The sequence below is a fragment of the Actinomadura sp. K4S16 genome, from assembly GCF_008327685.1.
Classification (GTDB): domain Bacteria; phylum Actinomycetota; class Actinomycetes; order Streptosporangiales; family Streptosporangiaceae; genus Spirillospora.
Window position 1 is genome coordinate 192,036 of sequence record NZ_BDDE01000022.1, and the last position, 24,522, is coordinate 216,557.

The 24,522-nt window shown below is 67.1% G+C and carries 24 protein-coding genes, 1 tRNA gene and 1 pseudogene; 12 read left to right on the forward strand and 14 right to left on the reverse strand.

Features of this window, described 5'->3' with window-relative positions; all coding sequences use genetic code 11:
* Positions 1-51: 51 nt before the first annotated feature.
* From K4S16_RS34765 to K4S16_RS34775, 3 genes are all read left to right on the forward strand, one after another.
* Positions 52-267, forward strand: a complete 216-nt coding sequence (locus K4S16_RS34765) for a hypothetical protein (protein ID WP_149263304.1) — start codon at positions 52-54, stop codon at positions 265-267.
* Positions 251-727, forward strand: coding sequence for a hypothetical protein (locus K4S16_RS34770; protein WP_149263305.1), 477 nt, complete (start codon positions 251-253; stop codon positions 725-727). Before K4S16_RS34765 ends, K4S16_RS34770 begins: the two co-directional genes overlap by 17 nt.
* 119 nt (positions 728-846) lie before the next feature.
* A complete protein-coding gene (locus K4S16_RS34775; protein WP_268843293.1) occupies positions 847-1,377 on the forward strand; it encodes an RHS repeat-associated core domain-containing protein in 531 nt (176 codons plus the stop codon).
* Positions 1,378-1,535: 158 nt separating this feature from the next.
* Here the strand turns inward: K4S16_RS34775 and K4S16_RS34780 are convergent, their stop codons facing one another.
* Positions 1,536-2,261: a hypothetical protein gene (locus K4S16_RS34780; RefSeq protein WP_149263307.1), complete on the reverse strand. Its 726-nt coding sequence runs from the start codon at positions 2,259-2,261 to the stop codon at positions 1,536-1,538.
* Positions 2,262-2,433: 172 nt separating this feature from the next.
* Between K4S16_RS34780 and K4S16_RS34785 the strand changes: the two genes are divergently transcribed.
* On the forward strand, positions 2,434-2,691 hold the full coding sequence (locus K4S16_RS34785; protein WP_149263308.1) for a hypothetical protein: 258 nt from the start codon (positions 2,434-2,436) through the stop codon (positions 2,689-2,691).
* A 27-nt stretch (positions 2,692-2,718) separates the two neighbouring features.
* On the opposite strand, the gene K4S16_RS34790 is transcribed toward K4S16_RS34785, so the two are convergent.
* From K4S16_RS34790 to K4S16_RS44645, 4 genes are all read right to left on the reverse strand, one after another.
* Complete coding sequence (locus K4S16_RS34790) at positions 2,719-3,825, reverse strand: hypothetical protein (RefSeq protein WP_149263309.1); 1,107 nt, start codon at positions 3,823-3,825, stop codon at positions 2,719-2,721.
* 287 nt (positions 3,826-4,112) lie between these two features.
* Positions 4,113-4,757 carry a transposase gene (locus K4S16_RS47030; RefSeq protein WP_160161133.1) on the reverse strand — a complete coding sequence of 215 codons (645 nt, stop codon included), beginning with the start codon at positions 4,755-4,757 and terminating at the stop codon, positions 4,113-4,115.
* 127 nt (positions 4,758-4,884) lie between these two features.
* Positions 4,885-5,214 carry a transposase family protein gene (locus K4S16_RS47035; RefSeq protein WP_375708357.1) on the reverse strand — a complete coding sequence of 110 codons (330 nt, stop codon included), beginning with the start codon at positions 5,212-5,214 and terminating at the stop codon, positions 4,885-4,887.
* Between the two features lie 197 nt (positions 5,215-5,411).
* A complete protein-coding gene (locus tag K4S16_RS44645) occupies positions 5,412-5,582 on the reverse strand; it encodes a hypothetical protein (protein ID WP_160161134.1) in 171 nt (56 codons plus the stop codon).
* Positions 5,583-5,794: 212 nt separating this feature from the next.
* Between K4S16_RS44645 and K4S16_RS34800 the strand changes: the two genes are divergently transcribed.
* From K4S16_RS34800 to K4S16_RS34830, 6 genes and pseudogenes are all read left to right on the forward strand, one after another.
* Complete coding sequence (locus K4S16_RS34800) at positions 5,795-9,556, forward strand: lipopolysaccharide assembly protein LapB (protein ID WP_149263311.1); 3,762 nt, start codon at positions 5,795-5,797, stop codon at positions 9,554-9,556.
* 185 nt (positions 9,557-9,741) lie between these two features.
* Positions 9,742-10,470, forward strand: coding sequence for a DUF6082 family protein (locus K4S16_RS46025; protein WP_235037255.1), 729 nt, complete (start codon positions 9,742-9,744; stop codon positions 10,468-10,470).
* A 666-nt stretch (positions 10,471-11,136) separates the two neighbouring features.
* On the forward strand, positions 11,137-11,322 hold the full coding sequence (locus K4S16_RS47040) for an RtcB family protein (RefSeq protein ID WP_149263313.1): 186 nt from the start codon (positions 11,137-11,139) through the stop codon (positions 11,320-11,322).
* Positions 11,323-11,434: 112 nt separating this feature from the next.
* Positions 11,435-11,614 (forward strand): annotated as a pseudogene (locus tag K4S16_RS47045) (transposase); the annotation flags it as partial.
* A gap of 16 nt (positions 11,615-11,630) precedes the next feature.
* On the forward strand, positions 11,631-11,945 hold the full coding sequence (locus K4S16_RS47050; RefSeq protein ID WP_375708359.1) for a hypothetical protein: 315 nt from the start codon (positions 11,631-11,633) through the stop codon (positions 11,943-11,945).
* Positions 11,946-12,580: 635 nt separating this feature from the next.
* Positions 12,581-13,756 carry a cysteine desulfurase family protein gene (locus K4S16_RS34830; RefSeq protein WP_149263316.1) on the forward strand — a complete coding sequence of 392 codons (1,176 nt, stop codon included), beginning with the start codon at positions 12,581-12,583 and terminating at the stop codon, positions 13,754-13,756.
* Between the two features lie 53 nt (positions 13,757-13,809).
* Here K4S16_RS34830 and K4S16_RS34835 read toward each other — a convergent pair whose 3' ends face one another.
* Complete coding sequence (locus K4S16_RS34835) at positions 13,810-14,340, reverse strand: MerR family transcriptional regulator (RefSeq protein ID WP_149263317.1); 531 nt, start codon at positions 14,338-14,340, stop codon at positions 13,810-13,812.
* Positions 14,337-14,711, reverse strand: a complete 375-nt coding sequence (locus tag K4S16_RS34840; protein ID WP_149263318.1) for a hypothetical protein — start codon at positions 14,709-14,711, stop codon at positions 14,337-14,339. Before K4S16_RS34840 ends, K4S16_RS34835 begins: the two co-directional genes overlap by 4 nt.
* Before the next feature lie 220 nt (positions 14,712-14,931).
* Between K4S16_RS34840 and K4S16_RS34845 the strand changes: the two genes are divergently transcribed.
* Positions 14,932-16,002, forward strand: coding sequence for a permease (locus K4S16_RS34845; RefSeq protein ID WP_149263364.1), 1,071 nt, complete (start codon positions 14,932-14,934; stop codon positions 16,000-16,002).
* 81 nt (positions 16,003-16,083) lie between these two features.
* Here the strand turns inward: K4S16_RS34845 and fdxA are convergent, their stop codons facing one another.
* The 4 genes from fdxA to selD are packed head-to-tail and all read right to left on the reverse strand — an operon-like array spanning position 16,084 to position 20,664.
* Positions 16,084-16,410: a ferredoxin gene (gene fdxA / locus K4S16_RS34850; RefSeq protein ID WP_149263319.1), complete on the reverse strand. Its 327-nt coding sequence runs from the start codon at positions 16,408-16,410 to the stop codon at positions 16,084-16,086.
* A gap of 39 nt (positions 16,411-16,449) precedes the next feature.
* The gene (gene selB, locus K4S16_RS34855; RefSeq protein WP_149263320.1) at positions 16,450-18,249 is read right to left on the reverse strand and encodes a selenocysteine-specific translation elongation factor; all 1,800 of its coding nucleotides are present in this window, start codon (positions 18,247-18,249) and stop codon (positions 16,450-16,452) included.
* A 12-nt stretch (positions 18,250-18,261) separates the two neighbouring features.
* Complete coding sequence (gene selA, locus K4S16_RS34860; RefSeq protein WP_149263321.1) at positions 18,262-19,569, reverse strand: L-seryl-tRNA(Sec) selenium transferase; 1,308 nt, start codon at positions 19,567-19,569, stop codon at positions 18,262-18,264.
* A gap of 57 nt (positions 19,570-19,626) precedes the next feature.
* Entirely contained in the window at positions 19,627-20,664 is a 1,038-nt protein-coding gene (selD, locus tag K4S16_RS34865; RefSeq protein WP_149263322.1) for a selenide, water dikinase SelD, read from the reverse strand.
* Positions 20,665-20,858: 194 nt separating this feature from the next.
* Between selD and K4S16_RS34870 the strand changes: the two genes are divergently transcribed.
* Positions 20,859-20,954 (forward strand) — tRNA-Sec (locus K4S16_RS34870).
* A gap of 60 nt (positions 20,955-21,014) precedes the next feature.
* On the opposite strand, the gene K4S16_RS34875 is transcribed toward K4S16_RS34870, so the two are convergent.
* From K4S16_RS34875 to K4S16_RS34885, 3 genes are read right to left on the reverse strand one after another with little or no spacing between them, the layout of a single operon-like run.
* A complete protein-coding gene (locus K4S16_RS34875; protein ID WP_149263323.1) occupies positions 21,015-22,076 on the reverse strand; it encodes an LLM class F420-dependent oxidoreductase in 1,062 nt (353 codons plus the stop codon).
* Between the two features lie 5 nt (positions 22,077-22,081).
* Positions 22,082-23,065, reverse strand: coding sequence for an NADPH:quinone oxidoreductase family protein (locus tag K4S16_RS34880; RefSeq protein ID WP_149263324.1), 984 nt, complete (start codon positions 23,063-23,065; stop codon positions 22,082-22,084).
* Positions 23,066-23,082: 17 nt separating this feature from the next.
* On the reverse strand, positions 23,083-24,468 hold the full coding sequence (locus K4S16_RS34885; protein ID WP_149263325.1) for a cytochrome P450: 1,386 nt from the start codon (positions 24,466-24,468) through the stop codon (positions 23,083-23,085).
* Positions 24,469-24,522 lie beyond the last annotated feature (54 nt).

The following is a 24,522-nucleotide window of genomic DNA, read 5'->3' on the forward strand; positions in this document are numbered from 1 at the left end:
CGCTTCATCGTCACCGACCCCCTTCGGCCCGCTTATCACGGTGAGCGTTGAGTGCGAGACCTGCTGCGGTGCGACGTGACCGCGAGCCCGTACCGTCGCTTCCCGGCCGCGCATTGGATTTGTCTGCGCACCACCAACCCGATCGAGAGCAAGGGACCCGGCTCGCGGCGGCCGGGTTGGGCCATGGCGTTCAAACTCATCGAGTCCGCGGACGCGGCCGGCTTGTCGAACGTCCCGAAGGAGCGGCCGCGTGAGCAGTCCCGTTGACGGGCCCGCCGAGCCGGACGAGCACCGCCGCTACGCCTGCCACCTGCGGGCCCTGGCCGCCGTGGGCGCCGACGATGAGCCCACGTTGGTGAACGAGATCCTGCAGGATCCCGACCAGGCGATGGCACAGGCCGCAGTGGCCCGCCACATCGACGAACAGGCACGCCTCCTGCTGACCGACGAACGGTTTCCAGGCTGGGTCCACACCATGACCGGCGTCATCGGCGAGCGGGACTTCCTCACCCGCCGCCTGACCGAATGGACGCTGCTGGCCGCTATCGCCCAGGACAAACCCTGGGCGCCCGCCCAAGTCACCGGCGCATCCGACTGGTTCCAGCGAAAGGCCGTCGAAGTCCTGACATCACCCGATGCCCTTGCCCTCCTTGCCAGCCAAGGAAGGACACGACGAGTTCGGGCGGCAGCCGGCCAACGGCTCCAGCAAGGTCACCAACACGGCTGACTTGATCCACTAGCCCCCACGCGCTGAAGTCGCTCACCGAATCCGACGGGGTCACTGAGACCACCGACCTGTTCACCTACGACAAGGTCGGCAACACCACCACCCGCCCCGGTCAAAAACTGGTCTGGGACGCCGAAGGCAACCTGTCCAAGGTCACCGATGACGCCGGCAAGGAACTGGCCGGCTACTTGTATGACGCTGCAGGCAACCGCCTGATCCGCAAGGACACCAACGGCAAGACCCTCTACCTGCCCAGCCAGGAAGTGAAGGTGTCTGCGAGCGGGACCGTCACCGCGGTCCGCCACTACAGCCACGCCGGCCAGAACATCGCCTACCGCTCGGGTCTTTCCAGTTCCACCGTCCAGTTCCTGGTCCCCGACTCCCAGGGCAGCGCTGACACCACCGTCAATGCCGTCGACCAGGACAACTGGAGCGTTCGCCGATTCGCGCCCTTCGGCAACGAGCGCAGCAGCCCGATCGGTCTGTGGCCCACACTCATGGACAGGGGCTACGTCGGCGGCACCAAGGACACCACCACCGGCCTCACCCACCTGAGTGCACGGGAGTACGACCCGGTCACCGGCCGCTTCCTCAGCGCCGACCCCGTCACCGGCGGCGGCGACCCCCTCACCGCCAACGGCTACTCCTAAGCCGGCAACAACCCCATCGACCACGCCGACCCCACCGGCCAGTACCGCGACGACGGCTTCCGACCAGGGCCCAGCAACTACGGCAACGACGGAGCCCGCGAACGCTGGGACAACGCCAACCAGCACCGCAACTCCTTCAGAAGAGGAGGAGGCGGCGTCTACCTCGCGTCACCGCGCGCATCCAGCGGCGGCGGCTGCGGGGTCGGCTGCAACGGCGCGGCGAGCAGCACCTCGCGCTCTGCCGCGAACCACGTCAGCGCCTGCTCCCGGTCGCCCGGTGCTGCCAGGGTGATGCCGGGTTCCGGCGGGTTGATGGCCGGTTTCTCGCCGTGCGGGTACAGCAGCAGGTCAGCCGCGTGGGCGGAGTGGAGGTAGTGGCCCATCAGCCGGTGGTCAGGCATGCTAACCGCGCCGGGCTGAACCGCCACGCCTGCCAACTGGCCTGGGCGCTCTCGGTCTTCCTCCACCGGAGTGGCCGCTGGCACGATCGCGCCGCGGCCCACCGGGCCGCGCTGGGCGCCGCGCGACGGCTGGCCGACACAGCGGCGCAAGCCCGCGCGCACCGCCATCTCGCTGCGGCCGAGGCGGACCTGGGCCGGTTCCCGGTCGCCCACCGCCACTACGGCCATGCCCTCGACCTCGCCGAGGCCATGGGCGACCTTGCCGGCCAGGCCGAAGCCCATTACGCCCGCAACCTCACCTACGGTCTGCAGGAGCGCCCCGCCGACGCTTTGGCCGCAGCTCAGCAGGCCAGCCAACTGTTCGAGATCGCAGGTGATCGGATCGGCCATGCGAACGCACTCACCGACGTCGGCTGATGGCACGCCCGCCTCGGAGACCAACGACAGGCCGTCACGCTGCTGCAGCAGGCCCTCGCCCTCCACCGGGAGCTCGACAACCTCGCCTACCAAGCGCACACCTGGTCCTGCCTTGGCGAGACCCACAGCAGCCTGGGCGACCACACCCAGGTGATCCCGCTTGACGCCGGGGCAACGAATTCGACATCAAATCCCGAGCTGCTCCGCCGAGTGTTGAGAAGCGATTGGTTCAGGACAAGTGATCGCCATGTTCATCCAGCAGCTCTGCGGGCTGTCGTCCAGTCGCCCCCTCGTTCTTCCCCCTGTCGACGCAGTCGACCGGCTGACCGATACCGAGATCATGGCGGCCGCCGCCAAACATGGCTCGCTGCCGCCGCCCGCCTCGGCTTCGGCGGTTGCCGATGCCGAACAGAAGATCGGCCACCGTCTGCCCGTCCTGCTTCGCTGTCTCTATACCGAGGCAAAAGCGGCATTGCCGCAAGGTTCGGGAAGGTAGTGGGCCCGTGCCGGTTGGACAATGGGGCTACGGATCTGTAACTGTCAGCGCCTCATACGCGCTCTTGAACGGTGGATCGCCGCCCTTGGCCGGGTCCACATAGTCCCAGACGTGGCTTGGTCCAAAGTCATTCAATTGCCATATAGGCGCACCCTCTGAAGGCGGAGCTGTGATACGGAAAGGCTCTCTGTTGTCCGACACTGCAATGACCTTATCTCGTCCATTGATGATAGCCTTTATTGTAAGTTTAAAGCTACAACTCTGATGTTTGTGCAGCCAAGCCACAACATCGAATGCCTGGGATTTTTGTGCGGCAATCGTGTAACCGAAAGGTTCTTCGTCTGGCGAAACTTCATTCGGATAATTTTTCGACGTTACCGCAAGCGGATACTTCTTGTCCAAGTCTATAAGAACGGTGCTAACGGGTGTTTCTTCTGCACCACCGCCGCTCCAGATATGTACCCCTTTCAGGGGACCAGTGCAACTAAAGTCTGCCACGTGAATGCTATCGAGACTGACCGCGCCACCGGTGAGGTTTTGGATCACGACACTAAAATACAGATACCCCATAGCAACACCATGGAACTTCTTGGCAAATAGATAGAGGCCGTCGTCCGAGTGACCTGGTTCACCCTTGACTGTTTGACCTGAAGGCAGCATCCAGTCCTGCCGAGCGGAATAGAGAAGCCGAAGCTTGGGTGAATGCAAATCCATTGGGTTTGTGTTCACGGTGACGGTTAGATTTGCCGAGCCAGCCGGGGGTTGCGTTTCAAGTTTTTGCTCCGGAACCGCTTCTTCCGGCTTATCGCGTGCGTCGAAAATGACGACCGTGCAAACCAGTATCCCGATGATGCTGAGGGCTATTCCTGTCCATTTACCTATCCGGCGTAAAATAGCCATGCTGCGGACGAGGGCGTAACCAGAGACCACGGCGACTGTAACCGCCAGAACGACTCTTACTCCGACCGCACCCAGCAACTGCGCCAGTGCCCCGAATACAGCGAACATGACGGCAGGGCCGAGGACTTGAGTCCAAGGGACCTTATCAAGTTGCCGGCCCAGCCATCCCCGAGATGTCGACGAAGGACCCGGGAGTTCATCGGGATCTTGGCGCCCGTCGTGCTCACTTGTCATGTGGTCTATTATCCAGATTCAGGCTGATCTTGTCTGGGCCTTGCGGCTCAGTGCTCGATCTGGTTCGTCAAGCGATCGGCGAAGATCGACGGGTCCTGCGAACCCAACCCCGGTCTTCTCCGGAGGCGGCGGAGGGGATCTGAAGGCGGGGGCATTTCGCCCCAGCTCAGCGAGACGCGCTCCAAGCCAGGCTGGACCAACAGAGGAGCTACGAGAAACGGTTTAACGACCGAATCGGACGAAACTACTGACGTCGGGCCCATGGCCAGCAGGCTTGGAACGACAGTTCAACCTTGGCGATGGAGCCGGGAGCGTTGATGGGCACGATGATCGGAGAGTCGCCGCACGGCGAGGGCCGCAGGTCGCACAACGCCGGTCCTGGCCAGCTCGACGGCGCGACACCGGAACTCGGGCGGGTGAGGTGGTGGCACGGGGCACTTCCTTCCCTGGTTGATCAAGGTCAACCAGATGAGGTGTCCGTGGAACCGGAGGAAGCTCAGAGATGGCTTGCAGTGAGCACATTCCAGCAGGCCAACGCCCGCATCGAGCAGATCGTGGACCTGCTGCCACCGGGCCAGGGTGGTGGTCTTTCCGCCATCGAGTCTGCGCACTCGGGAGGCACTGGCCCAGCAGCCGCTATGCACGGCGACCTCCTTACCGACAGCTGGGCGAAGTTGTGCCAGATAAGCCACCGGTCGCTGCAGGGCGTCGGGCAGAGCCTGGTGCACGGCGTCGGCGTAGCTGGCGGCGCCGTCCCGGCAGACGACCTGCACACCCGGACGCTGGCGCAGCCACGCTGCAAGGGTGTCGGATCTGCGGTCGGGCAGGACATCGATGCGCCGGCGGGTCTCGGCGTCGATCAGGATGGTCGCGTAGGTCCTGGGGCGCCGCAGGGAGAAGTCGTCCGTACCCAGCACCCGCGGCGTCGCCACCACCGGTAACGGGATCCGCAGCAGGGCTCGCAGTGCGGTGTGACGGGAGACCGGTATTCCCAGGACTGAGATCAGACGGGCACCGGCCCGGCCTGCTAAATCTCCGCCACCGCCCCGACCTGGGCGGTCAGCCGGATAGTTCGTCGCTGATACCGCTCCAGCAGCCCAGAGAGCTGCTCCCGGAACGTCCGCCGGGGCACCGCCAGTCCCGGCACGCGAGCCGCCGCACTCGCACATCCAGCACGACCGGCCGTCCATCGACGGGAACATCGGCCACGGTCCGCTCGCACCACCCATGGACATGGGCGGTCCCGACCGCGCAGTCCGGGCAAGGCACCGGCACCCTCCGGCTGCGGGCCCGCACCCGAATCAGCTCGCCCTCGTCCGTCACATCCTCGATGACCAGGCCGGACAGGTCCGAGAAGACCACATCGACAGGCCTGTCGCCCTCAATCACCCCTCAGCGTGACGGGCTGACACCCTCCGCTACCACCGAAACTGCGACAGAGCCGAAACTGCGACAGAGCCGTTAAATGGACAGACCCCCTTCCGGGCGAGACCGGCATGGCCACGCTGGTGCGGAGATCGGCCTGTGAGCGCTGCAATGAGCCGTAGAGACGGGTGGTGCCGGGCTCGGCCGGCACCACCCGAGTGCTACTTCAGTATCGAGGGGAGGGTGGACAGCACAGTCCAGGCGCTGCCTCCGCCGGCCAGCAGCGCGGTCGGCCAGGTGCCGCCGGCGGCCAGGGTGAGACTGGCCGTTATCGCCGCGATGAGGATCATTGCGATGAGGACTAGCACGGCCTTGGGGTCGAAGAGTTCCATTGTCTTCCTCCGTTGCGCACAACCGCGGTGTCTGCCGCGGCTGAGAGGAACCTTGCTTCTTCGCGGGCGGGCAGCGGCGGTTCCCGAACGAAGTGGAACAGGTCGGCCGCGCAGGGCGCTGACCTGGGGCGCAGGAGAGCCGTCAGGGGCGGCGCCCGATGGGAACCGAACGTTCCCGCACGCCCTGCCTAGCCCAGAGTTATGGTTCGTTCATGGGTGAGGGAAATACCACTGTGGGTGGTACTGAGGACGGCTCGTCGTTGTTGCGCCGATTCGCCGATGAGCTTCGTGAACTCAAACGAAACGCGGGGTCGCCGTCGCTGAAGGAGATCCAGGGCCGGACCGTCGCCAAGCCAGGCATAGCGACAATCAGCGCCCTGTTAGCAGGGCGTGGTGAGCGCGCCCCGCGATGGGATCTGGTGTCCGACGTTGTGACGGCGCTGGTCGCCTACGCGGAGCCTCGTGGCCTGGAGTTGGACGCCCGAATGGCGGATACGAAGCACTGGCGCAGGCGTCACGAACTCCTGGTGCAGGCCATGGAGCGTGCGGCCGCTGACCGCACTGCTCGGCTGGGCGCTCTGCTGGCGGAGTTCTCGGTTCTACCGCCGAATCGAATCCGACGACCGCCGTTCCCGACGCTGGGCGAACTCTCCAGCGACTGGGACGGTAAGCCCTCACCCAAGGGCGGCGTCTACTTGCCTCGGCCCGACTTCGACGAGGAGTTGTGCGCGGCGCTCGCCGTACCAGCGGCGCCATACCCGTTCGTGCTGGTGTATGGAGACGACGGCGCTGGCAAGTCCACGTCCGCCTGGCACGCGGTCGAGGAGGTCTTGCCTCCGAACACGAGAGTACTGGTGCCACAGGGTGGGAACGCGCTCGCCGCTCTCGCCGAAAACAAAGACTTGACCTCGATTGCGGCGCCGCCGACCCTGATCTGGGCGGACGGATTGACAGTCGAAGATTTGGACTGCCTCACCCGCGAGACCGTGGACCGGCTCGCCAGTACAGTGTTCATTGTGGCGACCGTCTCGGCCCACGACTGCGCCGCGATCCTTGATGCCCCGCGCGGTCGGTTGCCGGTGGCGCGGGACGCTTTGCGTAGCGCGTACTTGCTCCATCTACTGTACGAGCCCGAGATCATCGAGCAGGTGACGCTCAACTCTGTTGGCGATGCCGTGTCGCTGGATGCGGACCAGATCGGCGATGCCGCACTCGACGCAGACATGATGATCCTCCGCCTGACCACCGCGCGTACGGGCAGCCCCGAGGGCATGGCGTTGGTGCGCGCCGCAGTCGATTGCCGCCGCGCTGGACTGAAGCGCCCGGTCTCCGACAGCGAACTCCGGCGGCTCTTCCCGCACTACCTGGCAGAGATCAGGAACATCTCTGCGACGGACGAGCTCTTCGAAGCGGGCATCACTTGGGCGCAGGGGGCCGGTTCGGCGAATGACGCGCTGCTCACTGTCATGCCGCGCCGAGGCCGCGACGAACGGCTGTGGGGAGTAGCACGAGTCCTGGTCGACGGTGCCGAGCCGAACCGGGCGATTCCCGACGCCTTGTGGGCGGAACTGATCGATTTCGCCACGCCTGAGGAGTGCACCCACATCGGAATGAGAGCGGGGGATCTACGGCGGCTGGCTTACTCTGCCGAGGCCCACACCAAGGCGGCGGCCATGCGCTCTCTCGAGCCGCAAGCCCGTCTGCTCGCTGCCGCCGCGTACAGCGATCTCGGAGACCGCCGAGCGGCGCGGGAGTCATTCGAGGCCGGGTATCACGCGGCTGTCCGTGACGGACTATCCGGTGAGGCATGCTTCGCCGCCTGCCAGTTGGGCAACATCGCCAACGCCGACGGCGACACCGATGCCGCGATCGGATGGTGGACCGATGCTGCGGATTGTGACCAGGACTGGTCGCCCGACGCTTGCCTGGCCCTGGCCACCCATCACGCGCTCTCCGGCGAGGTGGATCGAGCAGTCGAACTGCTCGACCGTGACTTCTCCAGCGCCAAGCCTGCGGTCCGGCGACGGGCCGTGATGGTTCTGGCCGCGCTGCGGCCGACGCCGGAGGGACTGGCTGAGGTAGCCGGGGATCGGGACGGGAGCGTTGATGACCCCGAGGAGCGACTGCTCAGGTCCGCGTTAATCGATTATGTGACCCGGCGCATCCGGAACTCAGAGGCGGGCGACGCCGCCGAGGCGGTTGATGTCAACCGTGCTGAGACTCTGTTCGACCAGGGTTACAGGGCGCTCTTGTTCGGGTCGAAGCAGGACGCCGCCACAGCCTTTGAACGGTGCATCGAATGCGGTGACGCCCAGCACTCGGTGAACGCCGCCTTGGAGTTGGGGAGGCTCAGGCGAGAGGAGGGCGACGCGGCCGGGGCCGAACGTGCATTGGCGGTGGTGCTGGACCTGGGCGGACCCGAGATGGCGGCGCGGGCGCGGTTCAATATGGGCCTGCTCCGCATGGATGTCGGGGATGAGGTCGGCGCGGTCGCGATCCTCGAGAGCGTGCTGGCGACCGGCGACACCACACGCCGGGCCCACGCCGCAGTACTCATAGCCCACATCCGCAAGTCTCAGGGCGCGGATGTGGATGTCGTTGACGGCCTCTATCGGTTGGCGATCGATGCCGACGACGCCGAGTGGTCGCCATTGGCGCTGACCGAGCTCGGCCTGCGGCACTACGGACGGGACGGCGCCACCGACGAAGCTGTCTCATTGCTGAGCAGGGCCAGCACATCCCGACACTCCGAAGCGGGGGCCAAGGCAGCGTGGATCTTGGGGCGCCTGCTGGAGGATCGTGAGGACTTCCACGGCGCGATCCAGACCTATCAGAAGGCCATCGCAGCGGGGCACCCCGACTTCACCCCGGCCGCGCACTCATCGCTGGGGCAGCTCTACGGGGTTTTGAACCAGACGGCGTTGGCAATGCGGCACCTTGAGATCGCCTACAACTCCAAGCATCCCGAGTATCGCTTGGAGGCGGCTTTCCACCTAGGACTTCTCCATTACTGGTTCGGTCGCTTCCGGAACGCCGCGGCGATGTTGCGCGAGGTAGTGAGCGGCCAGCACCCGAGACTGTGGCCGCATGCGGGCGTGCTGCTGGGCCAGGTGTACGGGAAACTCGGGGATGTCTCACGTGCCGCCGAGGCATGGCAGACGGTGGCTTCATCCGGGATTGAACCCGATGCAAGTGAAGCGATGGCCAATCTTCGCGAGCTTGGTGAGGCACCGTTAGCACTCCAGGACCTGTCCAGGGGACACGACTCCGCAGAAGACGAGTCGCCGGCTCCCCAGGGCATCGCCTCGGTCGGGCACGTCAGTGCCGCGCTGACGACCGCTTCCGAGCCTCAGGGGCTGGGCCAGTTGGTTCTGTCAACCTTCATCGACCGGTCGATCGACATCTCCAGCATTCTCGGCCGCACTCTTGCCACAGTATCTCGCGCGGAGAACCGCACCGGGTGGCAATTACTCCCCCCATCCCCCGCCCCGTGGGGTGATGCGCGCTGGACGATCCGCCATCACAGCTCCTGTGTCGGCTACCTCATCTGGCACAACAAGAACGAAAAATACGACGGCACAGGTTGGGAGTTGGCCGTGCCACACGGGCGCTGGTGCTGGTGGAAGGAGGAAGACGATATGCCCTGGATGCTCCGGTACCTGTCCTCGCCACCGGCAAAGAGAGCCGCGGGCTCGGTTCCACGGGCGTGGACCGACCCCGCTGATGCTCTTCTGGCCCTTGCCGAGTGGCACTACTGTCCGCGCACCGCGTTGACCACCCTCTTCCTCCTGGCCGAGCAAGGGGTTTCGGTGGATGAGGCCTCCAACATCGTCCACATAGCTCCGCCCGTCGGTGAACGACTGGTGCGGCGGGCTCAGCGAATCCGTGACAGATCGGGTCGACCGCTCCTCGACCAAGTGGACGAATTCCTGCCCTTGCGGGAAGCAGACTGGAAGGCAGGGGGGCTCCACTGATGCAGGCACCGCCGACTCACTCAACTGAACAACGACGCGCGAGCCCCCTGTAAGTTGCCTGAGGCGGCAGGCGCGCTTTCCTCCACTCGACGACTTGTGATGGAACATCAAACGCATTGCCAGTATCTCCCATTGTGGCCCCCGGAACTCACTCTTCCGGACTTGTGACAGGAATGGCTTTCTTGATGACGAAGATATCTTCTCGGCAGATACTCGCTTGGACGCTCGCTTTTAGCATTCTATTCATTCTTGTCTTCCTGTCGCCCCTGGCTCTGCTTGCTCTTAGTGGAACGTTTAATGCAAATTGGACGCGAATTAGCGAGATAGGCCAGGCTTACGGGGGGATTTCTGCGCTTGTGTCTGCCATTGCACTCTGCGGCCTTGTTGTGTCTCTGCTTCTGCAGATTAGGTCTTACCGTGACAATAGGAAGACTGTTCAGCGAAGTGGGCATTTAGAGTTAATACGAATGGCAATGGAAAATCCAAGAGCCATATTGCCTGTATGGGGATATTCTGGTATTCGGGTCCGTGATCGAACTGACGAGCAATGGCGACAATTTCTATTCATAACTTCGAACTTCAAGCATTGTCAACAGGGATTCCTTTCCGGAGAATTCTCGGAAAGGGTTATACGTGATGAATTGTGTCAGAGTGCATTTCAAACCGAGATTGGTCGAGAGTGGTGGCAGGTAGCGCGTTCAACCTGGGAGGCGGATGCGATGAGGGACGAGAAAAGACGTCAGATGTTCGAAATAATCGATAGTGAATATCGAGAGGCGATGGAAATGCCGCCGCTTGTTGCAAGCGATGCAGCAAGAATGGACAGAGTCAAGCGAGTGGCATTCGGTGCCACTATGCTTGCTGCAGGGCTCGCCTTAGGTGCATTTTTTGGAAAAAGAAATAGTGGTTATTAGCGTTGGCGGTCGGGATTTGACCCGCTGAGGCTGGGAGGCTGCATGTCCCTGGGGCTGCGGCGCGCCAGTGGTGTCCGTGTTTTGGTCTGCTGCCTTCACCGTGATCAATCATATCGCGCCGCTGGACGTGACCGGCCAATCCAACACTGGGCCGATCAGCACGTCGTGTTAGTCGTGCATCATGGAGCCACGGGAGCCAGTTTCGGGAGCCACCGCAGTCAGGCTCCCATCGACTCAACACGACCTAGTTAGGGCGTTCGTGCAGGTGAGAGGCTCCCCGTTCGACTTGGATCGACCTAGATCGACGTTCCTGCTTTTCTTCACACCGAAGAGGCCACTGGTTCGAACCCAGTATCGCCCACCCCAAGTTTCCGCAGGTCAGAGCGTCGTCCACGGCGCGATCTCGCGTGTTCCAATGAGCGCTTCGTAGTCTCGGGAGCCAGTTTCGGGAGCCACCGTACGCTTCGCAGATTCCCGAAGCGCTCACACAGAGGGTCGATCATCCTGGGTGCGCCATCCGGGGCCGGTCGAGGTCAGCGGTGAAAGCCATGCTGGCTGCCTTGAAGATCTTGCCGCCCGCTGCGGTCGGCGCCCTCCGCTGGGGTACGCCGACATGGTCGGTGGACCGTACGCGATTCGGGCGAGCCGGGCATCGTGCCCGGGTAGATGGGGACGGCCAGCTACGTCTTGCGCGGGCACGGCAACCCACGGACCCTGGTCGGCGCGTGTCACGGCGCCGGCCGCCGAGTGCCGCGCGGCGCGGCGTCCCGCGCGAACGACACCGAACTCGACGCGTTTTTCCTGCATCGCTTCCGCTGTCTGCGCTTGGTCGAGTGGCGTCCACGGCTCTAGTACGCGCTAGAGAAGTTGATCAGGGTCGCTGTGGTTGCGTGATGTCGTGTGCTGGTTCGTGCAGGGGGTGGCGATGGCTCGGACGTCGTGTCCCCCCGGGGCCTGACCGGCGATGAGTGGGCGCTGGTGGAGCAGTTGCTTGCCCGCGCCTGGCGGCGGGCGCCGTCGGGAGGAGCACTCGCGGCGCGAAGGTCGTGAGGCGGTGTACGTGGTGCGCACCGGCTGCGCTTTGCGGCAGCTGCCTGCTGACTTCCCTGCCTGGCGGGCGGTGTGCTGGTACTTCGTGCGGTGGGGGAAAGCAGCGGGCTTTGCTGCGGATGCTGGACGTGCTGCGGCAGCAGGTCCGGCGGGACAAGGGCCGGGGCGCCGAGCCCAGCGTGGGCATCATCGACTCCCAGAGCGTCAAGGCAGCCGACAACGTCGGCCGGGACACGCGCGGGTATGACGTGGGCGAGAAGGGGCCGCAACACCGCGCCCTGCCGGGCCTCTGCACCGAGCGTGGCGACCGTGGCAAGCGACAGAGGGAATCGAGTACCTCCGGCTGCTGCCTCAGTCCGGAATCGGATTCGAAAACGAACGCCTCCGGCATGTGGGCCAGTAGACGACGGTTCAGCCGAGGATGATGGTGGTGGCCCACATGCCGACTACTGTCACCATGGCGAGCGGGCCGACGAGCCCCACCACAGGCCTGCGTGCTCGGAGATGACGAGCCAGTTCCACATCGCCGCCATGACGAACCGGCTCGGGCCTCCATGGCGGGTGGGGTACCTGAGTGTGGGGAACAGGTTTCGGAGTATGGCCATAACGCGCGCGGCTCCGATTAGCGAGACCATCCACTGCATCGATCTCTCATGGGATGGCTGTCCTGTGCATCGGCCGGAGCGGCTCGGTGTCCTCGTCGGGTGCGGCCAGCAGCGGACCGGTGCGCTTTGGGCGCCCGATCGTGGTGGTGCGCTCGGCGCCGGGTGGGGCCGAGCAGAGCGGGTCGGCCCCGTGCGTGGCCGCACCGCGGTCGCGTCCGGCAGCGTGGCCAGGACGGTGGCGCCGATGTCGTGGGTCAGATGGACCGCGCCGGGGACGGAGTCGGCGTGCAGTGGGTGTCGGCGGCGAAGACAACGGTCAGGTCGCGCCGCTTCGCAGTGGCCGCAGGCCGCGGGCGGCGTCCTTGGCCAGGGCGCGGCCGTCGCGCGATCCGGCAGGACTACGGCATGCTGGAGTGGCGCCTGGCCGAGTTGTCCGTCGACGCAGGAGACCTGGCATGACCGATACCGCGCCGCCCGCGCATCCGGGGCTCACCGGCGGACCGGTCTACCTGGACTACAACGCCACCACACCGATCGACCCGCGGGTGGCCGAGGCGATGGCGCCGCACCTGACCGTGGCGTTCGGCAATCCTTCCAGTGGCCACGCCTTCGGGGCCGGGCCCCGCCGCGCTCTCGCTGAAGCACGCGCCGACGTGGCGTCGCTGATCGGGGCCGAGCCGCACGAGATCGTGTTCACCGGTTCGGGGTCCGAGGCCGACCAGCTCGCCGTTCGCGGCGCCGTCCTGGCCTCGGGGGCCTCGCACCCGCACGTGATCACCCAAGCCACCGAGCATCCGGTCGTGCTGGAGACCTGCCGTGCCCTGCAGCGCCTGCACGGCACCCGGGTGACGGTGCTGCCGGTCGACGGTGACGGGCTGGTCCAGCCTTCCGCGTTGGCCGCCGCTCTGACCCCCGACACTGTGCTGGTCTCCATCATGGCCGCCAACAATGAGACCGGCGCCCTGCAGCCCGTCGCCGAACTGGCCGCCCTCGCCCATGACCGCGGCGTGCTCGTGCACACCGACGCCGCCCAGGCCGCCGGGAAGCTCGATATCGACGTCCGGGCGCTGGGTGTGGACCTGCTGACGGTCGTCGGGCACAAGATGTATGCCCCCAAGGGCGCGGCCGCGTTGTACGTGCGCGAAGGGGTGGAGCTGGAGCCGGTCGTCTACGGCGGCGGCCAGGAACGCGGCCTGCGCTCCGGAACTGAGAACGTCGCCCTGGCCGCGGCCTTGGGTCGCGCCGCCCGCCTCGCGGCCGACGAACTGGCCGACGGCGCGCCCGTGCGGACCGCGGCATTGCGTGACGAGTTGCACCGGCGGCTGGCCAACGGGTTGCCCGGCCGCGTGCATCTCAACGGGCCCGAGCTGCGGCGGCTGCCCAACACCCTCAACATCAGCATCGACGGCGTCCCGGGGCACGAACTTCTCGCTCGCACGGCGCAGGTCGCGGCTTCGACCGGTTCGGCCTGCCACAGCGGCGCCCACACACCCTCGCCTGTGCTGTCGGCCATGGGGATGGACGCCGACCGGGCATTGGGCGCGGTGCGGCTGTCGCTGGGCCGCTGGAGCACCCAGGCCGACATCGCGACAGCGGCGGCCGCACTGGTCAGTGGAGCCACCGGGCAATGACCGCACCCACCAGTCACCCGCCTGCCATGCCCCAACCCCCACCATCGTTGCCGTCAGGAGGAGTCGGCTCTGGTGTGGCCGGCTGGGGCGGCGCCGTCTGGGAGGGGCACCGTGTTCGCCCTCGTGGTGGCGGGCATGTCGTCGGCCGTGCGATCGGCCAACTCGGTGAACGGTATTGGGCAGGCCAGCCGTCGCGAACATTCGACAAGGTCGGTACAGCCGGTGGTCAGCGTCTGCCGCAACGTGTCGGCGATGACGGTCAGATCCGCGATCTTTGCTTGGACCTCGTCCAGTTTCGCCCGCGCTCGCGCTTCCAGGCTCGCATCGGGAAGCCGGTGGCGGTGAGCGCCGGCTTCCAGTAACTCGGTCACTTCCCGCAGGGTGAAACCGAGCCGCTGTGCCGCTTTGATCACTCGCAACCTCGTGACGGCGTCCGTGGGGTACAGCCGGTGCCCACCGGGCGTGCGCCGCGGTTCTGCCAGCAGTCCACGGCGTTCGTAGTACCGCAGTGTCTGCTGGTTCACCCCGGCCGCCGCCGCGAGTTGTCCGCTGCGCATCCCGGCGGTGGCAGCTTGGCCGCTCATGAATCGGTCCCTGGCACGCCCATCGCCGCGGTGATCCTGGCGGTCAGGGCGTGCAGGACCTCCCGGTGCCGATCGTCGACACCGACCTCCAGCACCAGCGCGCCGTCGGCGGCGGTGAGCGTGAAGGTGAATAACGAGCAGCATCCGGTCTCGCGCACGGTCAGCTCGGCCACTCGGGCCGCGATCTGGGGCTCGGGGCGCAATGCCAGTCGTATGCGGCCGGGACCGGACGGGCTCACTTCGGTCACGGCCTCGGCGAAGAGCGCGTCGAAGGCGGCCACCCGCAATGGGCGCTCGGCCGTCGGCAAGGTGCACGCCGCCGGAATCCAAGACTCGTGAACCGGCCTTCCCTGCACTGGTTCAAGTTCCATGACTCGACGGTAAGCCCGTACCCCGGTACCGGTTGCAACCCGTGGCATCGGTTCCGTGAAGGGCTCGTGCCGTCGGCGTCGCACTCGCCTGATATCAGCCGTCCTGGTCTTGGGCAAGCGCGTTCCGCCGATGTCCTGACGATATTGACGACGGTCGGCGTGACTTTGGAAGCTGGGGCAGCAGTTGTGATCTCGTGCGGTTTTGGGAGCGGTGATCTGGATGCACCTTGAATCCACCGAGCCGGGGCGCGGTTCGCCTCAGGTACGGACGGCCGTACTGCTGCTCTTGTTGATCACGATAGTGGGCCTTATGTGGGCCAAATGGTGGCCTTACTCCCTCAAACTGGGCGGGCTTCTCGCCGACCGCTCGTGGCCCGGGTCTTCTCTTCTGATGGAGGGCGGCCAGGGCGGTTCGGCTCCCAGCCTGCACGGCGGATGGAGCTTCACCGTCCACTATGCCGAGGCGGTGTGGAAGGCCCTCGTCGTTGCGCTGGTGGTCGCAGCCGCCGTGGACGCCCTGATGCCCCGTCGCCGGGTCATCGCCGCGCTGAGCCGGCGGGGGCGGTTCGGTGGTTCCGTCCTCGGTGGGTTGGCGTCCGTCCCTTGCATGATGTGCACCTGCTGCACGGCGCCGATCGCGGGCACACTGCGGCGTGGCGGTGCCCCCACCTCCTCCGTGCTGGCCTATTGGTTCGGCAACCCGACCTTGAACCCGGCGGTGCTGGCGTTCCTGGCGATCGTCGCGCCGTGGCAGTGGTTCGCCACCCGATTGGTCGTGGGCGTCGTGCTGGTCTTCGGGGCGACGGTGCTGATCGGCCGGGCGGTGAGCACGAGGGGCGACGCATCGACGGTGACGCTTGGGCAGGACGAAGCCGGCGAAGGGATGCGCGCCGCACCGCGCCGCTTCGTCCGCTCACTTGCACGGCTGGCGTTGACGCTCGTCCCGGAGTACGCGGTGGTGGTGTTCGCGGTCGGTGCGCTGCGCGGCTGGCTGTTCCCGTTCGACGGCACCGCGACGCACTGGGGGATACTCACGGTCGTGGTCGCAGCGGTACTGGGCACCCTCGTGGTCATCCCGACGGCCGGAGAGATCCCGATCCTGCTGGGACTCGCCGCGGCGGGAGCGGGCGCCGGCGTGCTGGGCGCTCTCCTGATCACGCTCCCGGCGGTCAGCCTGCCTTCGATGGTCATGGTGGTCCGAGACCTGTCATGGCGGGTGACCGCAGCCGCCGGTGGCGCTGTCGCGGCGGCCGGCCTGGTCGCCGGTGGTGTTCTGTGGGTCCTCACCTGAGAGCTCGTGCGCACCGCGTTTCAGCCGCACCGCGTTGGGCGTCGACCCGCAGGGAGCGTGACGCGATGGCGACCGGGCGGATCAGGGCGCCTGGTTCTGTGGTGGAAGCGCGGCGATCAGCGGGTGATCGCGATCGATCGGACCGATCGCCGCCGCGCCTCCGGGAGAGCCGAGGTCGGAGAAGAACTCCACGTTGGCGGCATAGTAGTCCTTCCATTGCTCCGGTACGTCGTCCTCATAATAGATTGCTTCCACCGGGCATACGGGCTCGCAAGCTCCGCAGTCCACGCATTCGTCCGGGTGGATGTACAGGGAGCGCTCGCCCTCGTAAATGCAGTCGACCGGGCATTCGTCTATGCAGGCCTTGTCCTTGACGTCGACACACGGCTGAGCGATCACATAGGTCATTGAGATCTCCAGGACGTTCGCACTTGCGGTCCATGCGTTTCAGGTAGCCGGTTGGTCCATCGGCGCCATGAGAACAACGCGCTGGTTCGCGTTGACTCTGCGGGTGCGTCCCGCCCGGTCCAGCATCTCCAAGAGCGGTACGGCGACCCGCCTGGTGGTACCGAGCGCGCGGCGCCCATCGCTCAGGGTGAAGGGTTGGGGAAGAGTCGCAAGTCGCTGGACGGCCAGGTCGACGGCTTCCGGGAGCAGGTATACGCCGTCGGTGACGCGGAGCAGCCTTCCCGATGAGACTGCGGTGGCGAGGGCGCGCGGCCCCAGCCCAAGGCTCTCCAGGTCATGTGATTCCGGGGCGATGAAGGGCTCGGTGGTGAGCCGCTGAATGATCACTACGAGGGCCTTTTCGGCCTGTGGCGGCAATGTCGCCGAGACGCCGCTGCGGTGGACGCCGGCCCCATCTGACACCAGCCCCTCCGCGTGGGCGATGAGCGCGTCGACGAGCCGGGCGTCGGGGATACCGAGTTTCCTGGCTGCCGTGTCGCGCGGGATTCCCGGTGCCATCGGCTGATCGGCCGCCCATCGGTCGATGAGCGAGAACAGACCCGCCTTCCAGTCGTCCCACTGCCGTTGGTGCACCAACCAATCTCCTACCGCAACCGCGTTACCGGGTGGCTCCGCGTCGGGCGCTAGGACGCCCATCGCGACGAGTTGGCCCCGGTCGACGACGTGGCGTCGCGTCAGCTCCCCGGCGGGGTCCGGGCGGCCTGTCATGCGGGCGAGTTCACTCGCCCGCTCGCCGGTGCCGCGGCGGCGGATCGGCGGGGGCGCGGTGTCCAGGATGATCAGGCCGGCGACGATCCGCTGCGGTCCCGGATCGCGCAGGATCGCGCGTTCACCGATGTGCAGCGGGAGTGGGCGCGCCAGCATCAGCCGCGCGGTGTCCGACCCCAGCATGCGGACGCGCACGGGGACGGCCGCCGAGCCGATGTGGAGGATCAGACGGGAGGCCACCTTCTCCTCGGCGGACACCAGACGCACGTCCATGCACTCTACGGGGGCCCAGCGGGAGGGGGCGACGAGTGCGTCGCCCCGGCGGATCTCGCGGGTCGTCAAGCCGCGGACGTTCACGGCGACGCGGGCGACGGCGGTACTCCGCATGACGGTCGCCTTGAGGCTTTCCAGTTTCCGCACCCGGACCGGTCTGCGGCTGGAGGCGAGGAGCAGTTCGTCCCCGGCCGCGATCTCGCCCGCCCCCAGGGTGCCGGTGACGACGGTCCCCGCGCCGCGGATCGTGAAGACACGGTCGACCCACAACCGCGCCGGCAGGCTCGGTGACGGTGCGGGGATCCGCGCGGCCAGCCGCCCGAGTGCGGCGCGCAACTCCTCGAGGCCGTGACGGGTGACGGCGCTGACGGCGACTGTCTCGACGTCTTCGAACACCGTGCCTGCCAGGTAGTCGTGCGCTTCCTCGGCCGCAAGGTCGGCGTCGCCGAGATCGGCGCGGCTGATGACCAGGAGTCCGTGCCGGACGTCGAGCGCCTGGAGGGCGGCCAGGTGCTCTCCCGTCTGCCGGCACCAGCCCTCGTCCGCCGCGACCACGAGCATCGCCGCCGGGACCGGCCCCAAGCCGGCGAGCATGTTGGTGATGAACCGGTGGTGACCGGGGACGTCGACGAACGCGACGGTCTCACCGCCGGGAAGAACGGTCCAGGCGTAGCCGAGATCGATGGTCATGCCGCGTTCCCGCTCCTCGGCCCAGCGGTCGGGCTCCATCCCGGTCAGCGCGCGCAGCAGGGTCGACTTCCCGTGGTCGACGTGGCCGGCCGTGGCGATTACGTGCATGGCGGCCGGTCCTCATCCCGTCGCGAGCCGGGCGGCGGTCGTCGCCACCGCACGGTGCAGCACGGCGTCGTCGTCCTCGGGCACGCATCGCAGATCCAGCAGGCACCGGCCCCCTTCTACGCGGCCGACGACGCAAGGGCAGCCCTGGCGCAGCGGCAGGGAGAAGGACTCGGGAAGCCCGACCGCCCAGCCCGGAAGCTTCACGCCGGGCGCGCCACCGCCACCGACCGCGCCCGAACTCTGCACGGCGGCGGCGGTGACGCCCTCCGCCCGCAGCCCGGCGGCGAGGGCCTCGGCCCGCCGCCGGAGTTCCTTCGGAGGGATCCTGAGGTACCGGCGCACCGGGTCCTCCGGACCTCGCAGCGTCGCCTCCAAAGCGGCGAGCGTGAGCTTGTCGACGCGGAAGGCGCGTGCGAGCGGATGGCGGCGAAGCCTGTGGACCACGGCGCGGCGCCCGAAGATGAGGCCCGCCTGCGGGCCGCCGAGGAGCTTGTCGCCGCTGGAGGTGACAAGGGTGGCCCCCTCGGACAGCCATGTCGTGACGTCCGGTTCCCCGGTCAGCAGCGGATCGGGTCTGAGGAGGCCCGAGCCGACGTCCGCCACGACCGGCGGACCGAGCGCGCTCAGCTCGCGGACGCCGACCGACCGGGTGAAGCCGTCAACGCGGAAGTTCGACGGGTGGATCTTGACGATGAACCCGGTGTCCGCGCCGACCGCGTCCGCGTAGTCGGCGAGCTGGGTGCGATTGGTGGTGCCGACTTCCCGGAGCCGTGCCCCGGCGCTGACCAGCAGGTCCGGGATGCGGAACCGGTCGCCGATCTCCACCATCTCGCCGCGGCTGATGACGACGTCGCGTCCTGCGGCGAGTGTGGCGACCACTAGTGCGAGGGCCGCGGCGCCGTTGTTCACGATGTGGACGTCCTCGGCCGCGGGAACCGACTCGCGGAGAGCGTCCAGAGTGCCGCGCCCTCGGCGGGCACGCGCCCCGCTGAGCACGTCGTACTCCACGTCCACGTACCCGGCGGCCGCGCGGAGTGCCTCCACCGCGGCGGGGGACAGCGGGGCACGCCCGAGATTGGTGTGCAGGACGACTCCGGTCGCGTTCAGAACCGGCCGGAGGGTGGACGCTGTGTCCGGCAGGAGCGCGAGCGCCATCTCCGCCACGGACCCGGGCGGTATCTCACCGAGGCGTGCCTGGACCTGAGCTTCGCGCACCGCCCGCTTGACCAGTGTCTGGCCTAGCCGGTGCAGAGGCTCGACGAAACGGGTATCGGCGAGGACGGTATCGGTGCCGGGGACGAGTCGACGGGGATCAGGCATGGGCACCTCACGAGGGCGGGCGGTGTTTCCGAGGGGACAGGTCGTGCCATCGCCGGATCAGACGACGACGAGTTCCCGGTCGCGCGGTTCGACCAGCTCGCCGATGATCGGTGCACCCGGCACCTCTCCGGCCACGAGCAGCCCGCCCGAGGTCTGGGCGTCGGCGAGGAGCAGCCGCTCGTCCTCGCTCACCCCAGGGCCCCAGTCGGTGTGCGGATCGACCCAGTCGAGATTCCTGCGCGTCCCACCGCTGACGAACCCGTCTCGCACCGCTTCGCGCGCACCGTCGAGGTAAGGCACCGCGCGGGAATCCAGCACGGCGGTCACCGAACTGGCGCGGGCGAGCTTGTACAGGTGCCCGAGCAGGCCGAACCCCGTAACGTCCGTGGCGCAGACGGCGCCGCCCCGCACGGCTGAGGCGGACGCGTCGCGGTTGAGCGAGGCCATGGTCGCGACCGCCTGCGGAAAGCGTTCACCTGTCGCCTTGTGCCGATTGTTCAGCACCCCGGTGCCCAGAGGCTTGGTGAGGGAGACGGGTGTGCCGGGACGGCCGGCATCGTTGCGCAGCAGGCGGTCCGCGTCTGCCGTTCCACAGACCGCGAGCCCGTACTTCGGCTCCGCGTCGTCGACGCTATGGCCGCCGGCGAGGAAGCACTCCGCCTCGTGGGCCGTGTCCAGGCCGCCTCGCATCACCTCGGCGGCGAGTTCGATGGGGAGCTTGTCCCGCGGCCAGGCGAGCAGGTTCACCGCCATGAGCGGGGTTCCGCCCATCGCATAGACGTCGGAGAGGGCGTTCGCCGCGGCGATGCGTCCCCAGTCGTACGGGTCGTCGACCACCGGGGTGAAGAAGTCGGTCGTCAACACCAACGTCGAGCCTCCGGCCGACCGGACGACAGCGGCGTCATCCCCGTCGAGCAGGCCGATCAGCAGCTCCGTCTCATTGGAGAAATGGTGGTCCCATGACAGCTTCTGGACTAATGACTCCAACTCGCCTGGCGGTATCTTGCAAGCGCAACCGCCGCCCCGAGCATATTGCGTCAAGCGGATGTCATCGGCCGGATCGAACGGTGTGCGAGAGAAAGGAAAATTTTCCATGGCGGCGCCTCTTTCTGATCGATCAGCGAGGGAGTCGGTGTGATCGAGCGAATACTCCGGGTTATCGTGGCCAGATTGACAATGTGGCTGACGGGCGAATGCTACCGTTCGCTCGGCCGACATGGCAGGAGCTGGCTGGAAAGGTTGATCGCGGCACCTGCGGCCATATATCCTGAATTTAGATCAGCGCATCTGGAGGTGTTTCCGGGTCTGGTGACCGGCACGGTCTTCAAAACCGTTGAGGCGGGCTGCGCCCGCCTGGCGAGTTCGATTCTCGTCCACCTCCGCCAATTGCTCGGCTCGTGTCCCGCGCCGGGACTGCCGGCACGGTATGAGGTCGCGTGCGACGTTCACACGGCGAGTCGACCCAATGTCCGAAGCGCCTGCATATCGCCGTTCACCAGGAGCGTCGTCACCATGCTGGACTTCCAGCCGCGCAGGTCGTCGGCCAGTTTCTCCGGGGGACCGATCAAGGCGACCTCCTCGATGAGCCGGGTGGGCACGGCCGCGGCCGCCTCGGCCCGCCGGCCCTCGGAGAAGAGCTCCTGGACCGTGGAGACCGCTTCTCCGTATCCCATGCGCGTCATGAGATCGGCATGGAAGTTCTTGTCCCGTGCCCCCATACCGCCGATGTACAGCGCGAGGGTCGGACGCAGCCGGTCGGCGGCCCTCTCGATGTCGTCGTCGATCGACAGCCATGTACTGGCGACCACCTCGAATTCGTCCCATGGCCGGCGGGGACGAGCCTGGGCGGCCCCCGCGTCGAGGGACTCCCTGAAGGACTCTTCGTGATGCGGCGAGAACAAGAAGGTCAGCCACCCATCGGCTATCTCCCGCGCCAGCGCGATGTTCTTCGGGCCCTCCGCACCAATGTAGATCGGCAGGTCCGGGCGCAGCGGGTGCAGAGCGGATTTCAGCGGCTTGCCCAGGCCGGTGCCGCCGCGCAGCGGAAGGCGATAGTGCTCGCCCTCGAAACTCACCGGCTTCTCCCGCGCGATGACCGCGCGAACGATGGCGATGTACTCGCGCGTGCGCGCCAGCGGATGCTGGAAATCCTGCCCGTACCATCCCTCGACCACCTGCGGGCCTGACACGCCCAAGCCGAGCACGAACCGGCCGCCGGTGAGGTGGTCGAGCGTCATCGCGGCCATTGCCGTCGCGGCAGGTGCGCGTGCGCTGATCTGGGCGACCGCCGTCCCGAAGCGGAGACGGGACGACCCGGCGGCGCCCCACGAGAGCGGCACGAAGGCGTCCGCGCCGTATGCCTCGGCGGTCCAGTAGGAGTCGTACCCGAGTTCTTCCAACTCACGGACGGAGACGGCGAGGTCGTCTGGTGGGGCCTTGCTCCACAGCATGCCGTTGACCCCGAGGCGGAGCCGCGAATGCGGGCTTGCGGGGATCGTGTCCGCCATGGCCATCACTCCTTCGTCACGACGATTTTTCCGATGGTTCCGCGGAGGGCCATGCTGTTGAGGGCCTTGGGGATGGCGGTGAGGTCGATCCGTTCCGAGATCAGTGGATCGATGCTGCCCTCCGCATAGAGCCTGAGGAGCGTCTGGTAGACGTCGGCGATGTACAGGGGCTGCCGCGTCCAGTACAGGGCGAGATGAAGCCCGACGACGGAATAGTTCTTGACCAGGGCGTGGTTGGTCGGTGCCTGGGTGATACGGCCTCCGGTGAAGCCCACGACCACGATGCGTCCTTCGAACGCGACCGCCCTGCGGGACAGGTCGAACGTCTCGCCTCCGACCGGGTCGTAGACGACATCGGCGCCGCAGCCGCCCGTGAAGTCCCGTACGGCGGCGACGAAGTCGTCCTTCTGGTAGTCGATCGCCAGGTCGGCTCCTAGGGCGCGGCACACCCCGACCTTCTCCGCTCCGCCGGCGGTGGCGACCACGCGGGCGCCGGCGGCCAGGCCGATCTGGATCGCCGCACTGCCGATGCCGCCCGCACCCGCGTGCACCAGCAGCGTCTCGCCGGCCCGCAGTCCTGCGCGCCGATGGAGCCCGACGATGCCGGTCTGGTACGTGACCACCATCGCGGCCGCGGTCGCGGTCGGGATCTCGTCGGGGATCTCGAAGAGCTCTCCTGCGCCGAGGACCGCCTGCTCGGCGAAACCGCCGTGCGGCAGGCGGCAGATCCCCGCCACCCTCGTGCCCTCGGCGATCGTGACGCCGGCTCCGGCGCTGACCACCCTGCCCGCGGCCTCCATCCCCGGCGTGAAGGGAAGGGGAGGTCGCTCCTGGTACTCACCGCGGCAGACCAGGATGTCAGGGAAGTTCAGCGCCGCGGCCTCGGTCTGGATCACGACCTCGCCAGGGCCGGGGGAGGGCTCCGGTACGTCCTCGAGCGACAGCACGTCGTCCGGTCGGCCGAGCGACCGGACTCGCCATGCCTGCACGTTGTGCTCCCTTCGGTTCAGCGGCGGTCCGCGATGACGCGGCCGTCCTGCGACGGAACGAGGGTCGCGTACCGCATCAGCGGCTTCTCCGGACGGTCGTCTCCGGCCATTCGGACCCGGTAGCGTTCGAGCACGGCCGGTATCACCGCCTGCATCTCCAACATCGCCAGCTGTGCGCCGAGGCACTTGCGCCGCCCTCCGCCGAACGGCATCCAGGCCGGCGGGTCCGCTTCGAGGAAGCGCTCCGGGCGGAAGTCGTCGGGGTCGGCGAAGTGGTCCGGCAGGTTGTGCAGCAGCGTGGCGGACGGGTTGACCCACCAGCCGGCGGGGATTCGGTAGCCGCCGAGTTCGAGCGGACCGGTGAGGTACCGCGGCATGTCCGGCCCGACGGGCCTGGTCCGCAGGGTCTCCTTGATCACCGCGTCGAGGTAGCCGCGATCGTCCTCGTCGCCGTCGATCGTCCGGGTGAGGCGGTCCAGCACCCGCGGATTGCGCACCAGCCGCTCGAAGGCCCACGCCAGTCCGGTCGCGGTGGTCTCATGGCCGGCGACGATGAGGGTCATCAGCGCGTCGCGCAGTTCGAGGTCGGTCATCGCGCTGCCGTCGTCGTCGCGGGCCCGCATCAGCACGGAGAGGATGTCAGCCCGGTCCTGGAGATCGTCCGCGTCGCGGCGTTCGGTGATCTCGGCGTAGAGGACCTGGTCGGTCCTGGCGAACAGGTCGGTGAACCTCGCGACCGGGTTGCGGGGAACGCGCGCCAGGACCGGTTCGACGCGGGCCCAAAGCGATCTCGGCAGGATGGAGATGACCGAGTTCAGCGATTCCCACGAGGCGAGAAGCGGGGGCAGCAACTCGTGGAGCCGCTCGACACGCCTGGCGTCACGAACCCCGAAGACGACACGGAGGATGATTTCGAGCGTGATGACCTGTATGCGCGGGCGGAGACGGATTTCCGTGGCCGTCGGCCATTCCTGCACGTACGCGGCGGCGATGGCCGCGATGTCCTCGCGATACCGTTCGATGCGCTTGCCGTGGAATGCCGAGCCGAGCAGCCGCCGTTGCCGCATCCAATCGTCTCCGTCGAGGCAGATCAGTGAGTTGACGCCGACGAGGGGCTCCAGGAAAGGCTTGCGCGCCTCGCCTGCCTGCCCGATGCCGCGGTCGGTGGTGAAGACCTGGTGAGCGAGGTCGGGATCGCCGACATAGGCGACGGGCGGGATCCCGATGAAGCCGACCCGGAACACCTCGCCGTGGCGTTGGCGGCAGCGTTCGAAGAACCCGACCGGGTCGTGTAACGCGAGGACGGTCTGCAGCCACTTGGGGAGGCGTGGACCAGGGGGAAGCCGGTGCCGGTCGGCGTCACCGGCAGGTTCCCGCCTCGCCATGTTCAGCGTGCGGAGCATCTTCTTCTCATCTCGGGTCGACGGTCTCAACCGGTGCTCTGGGATGCGGGACCG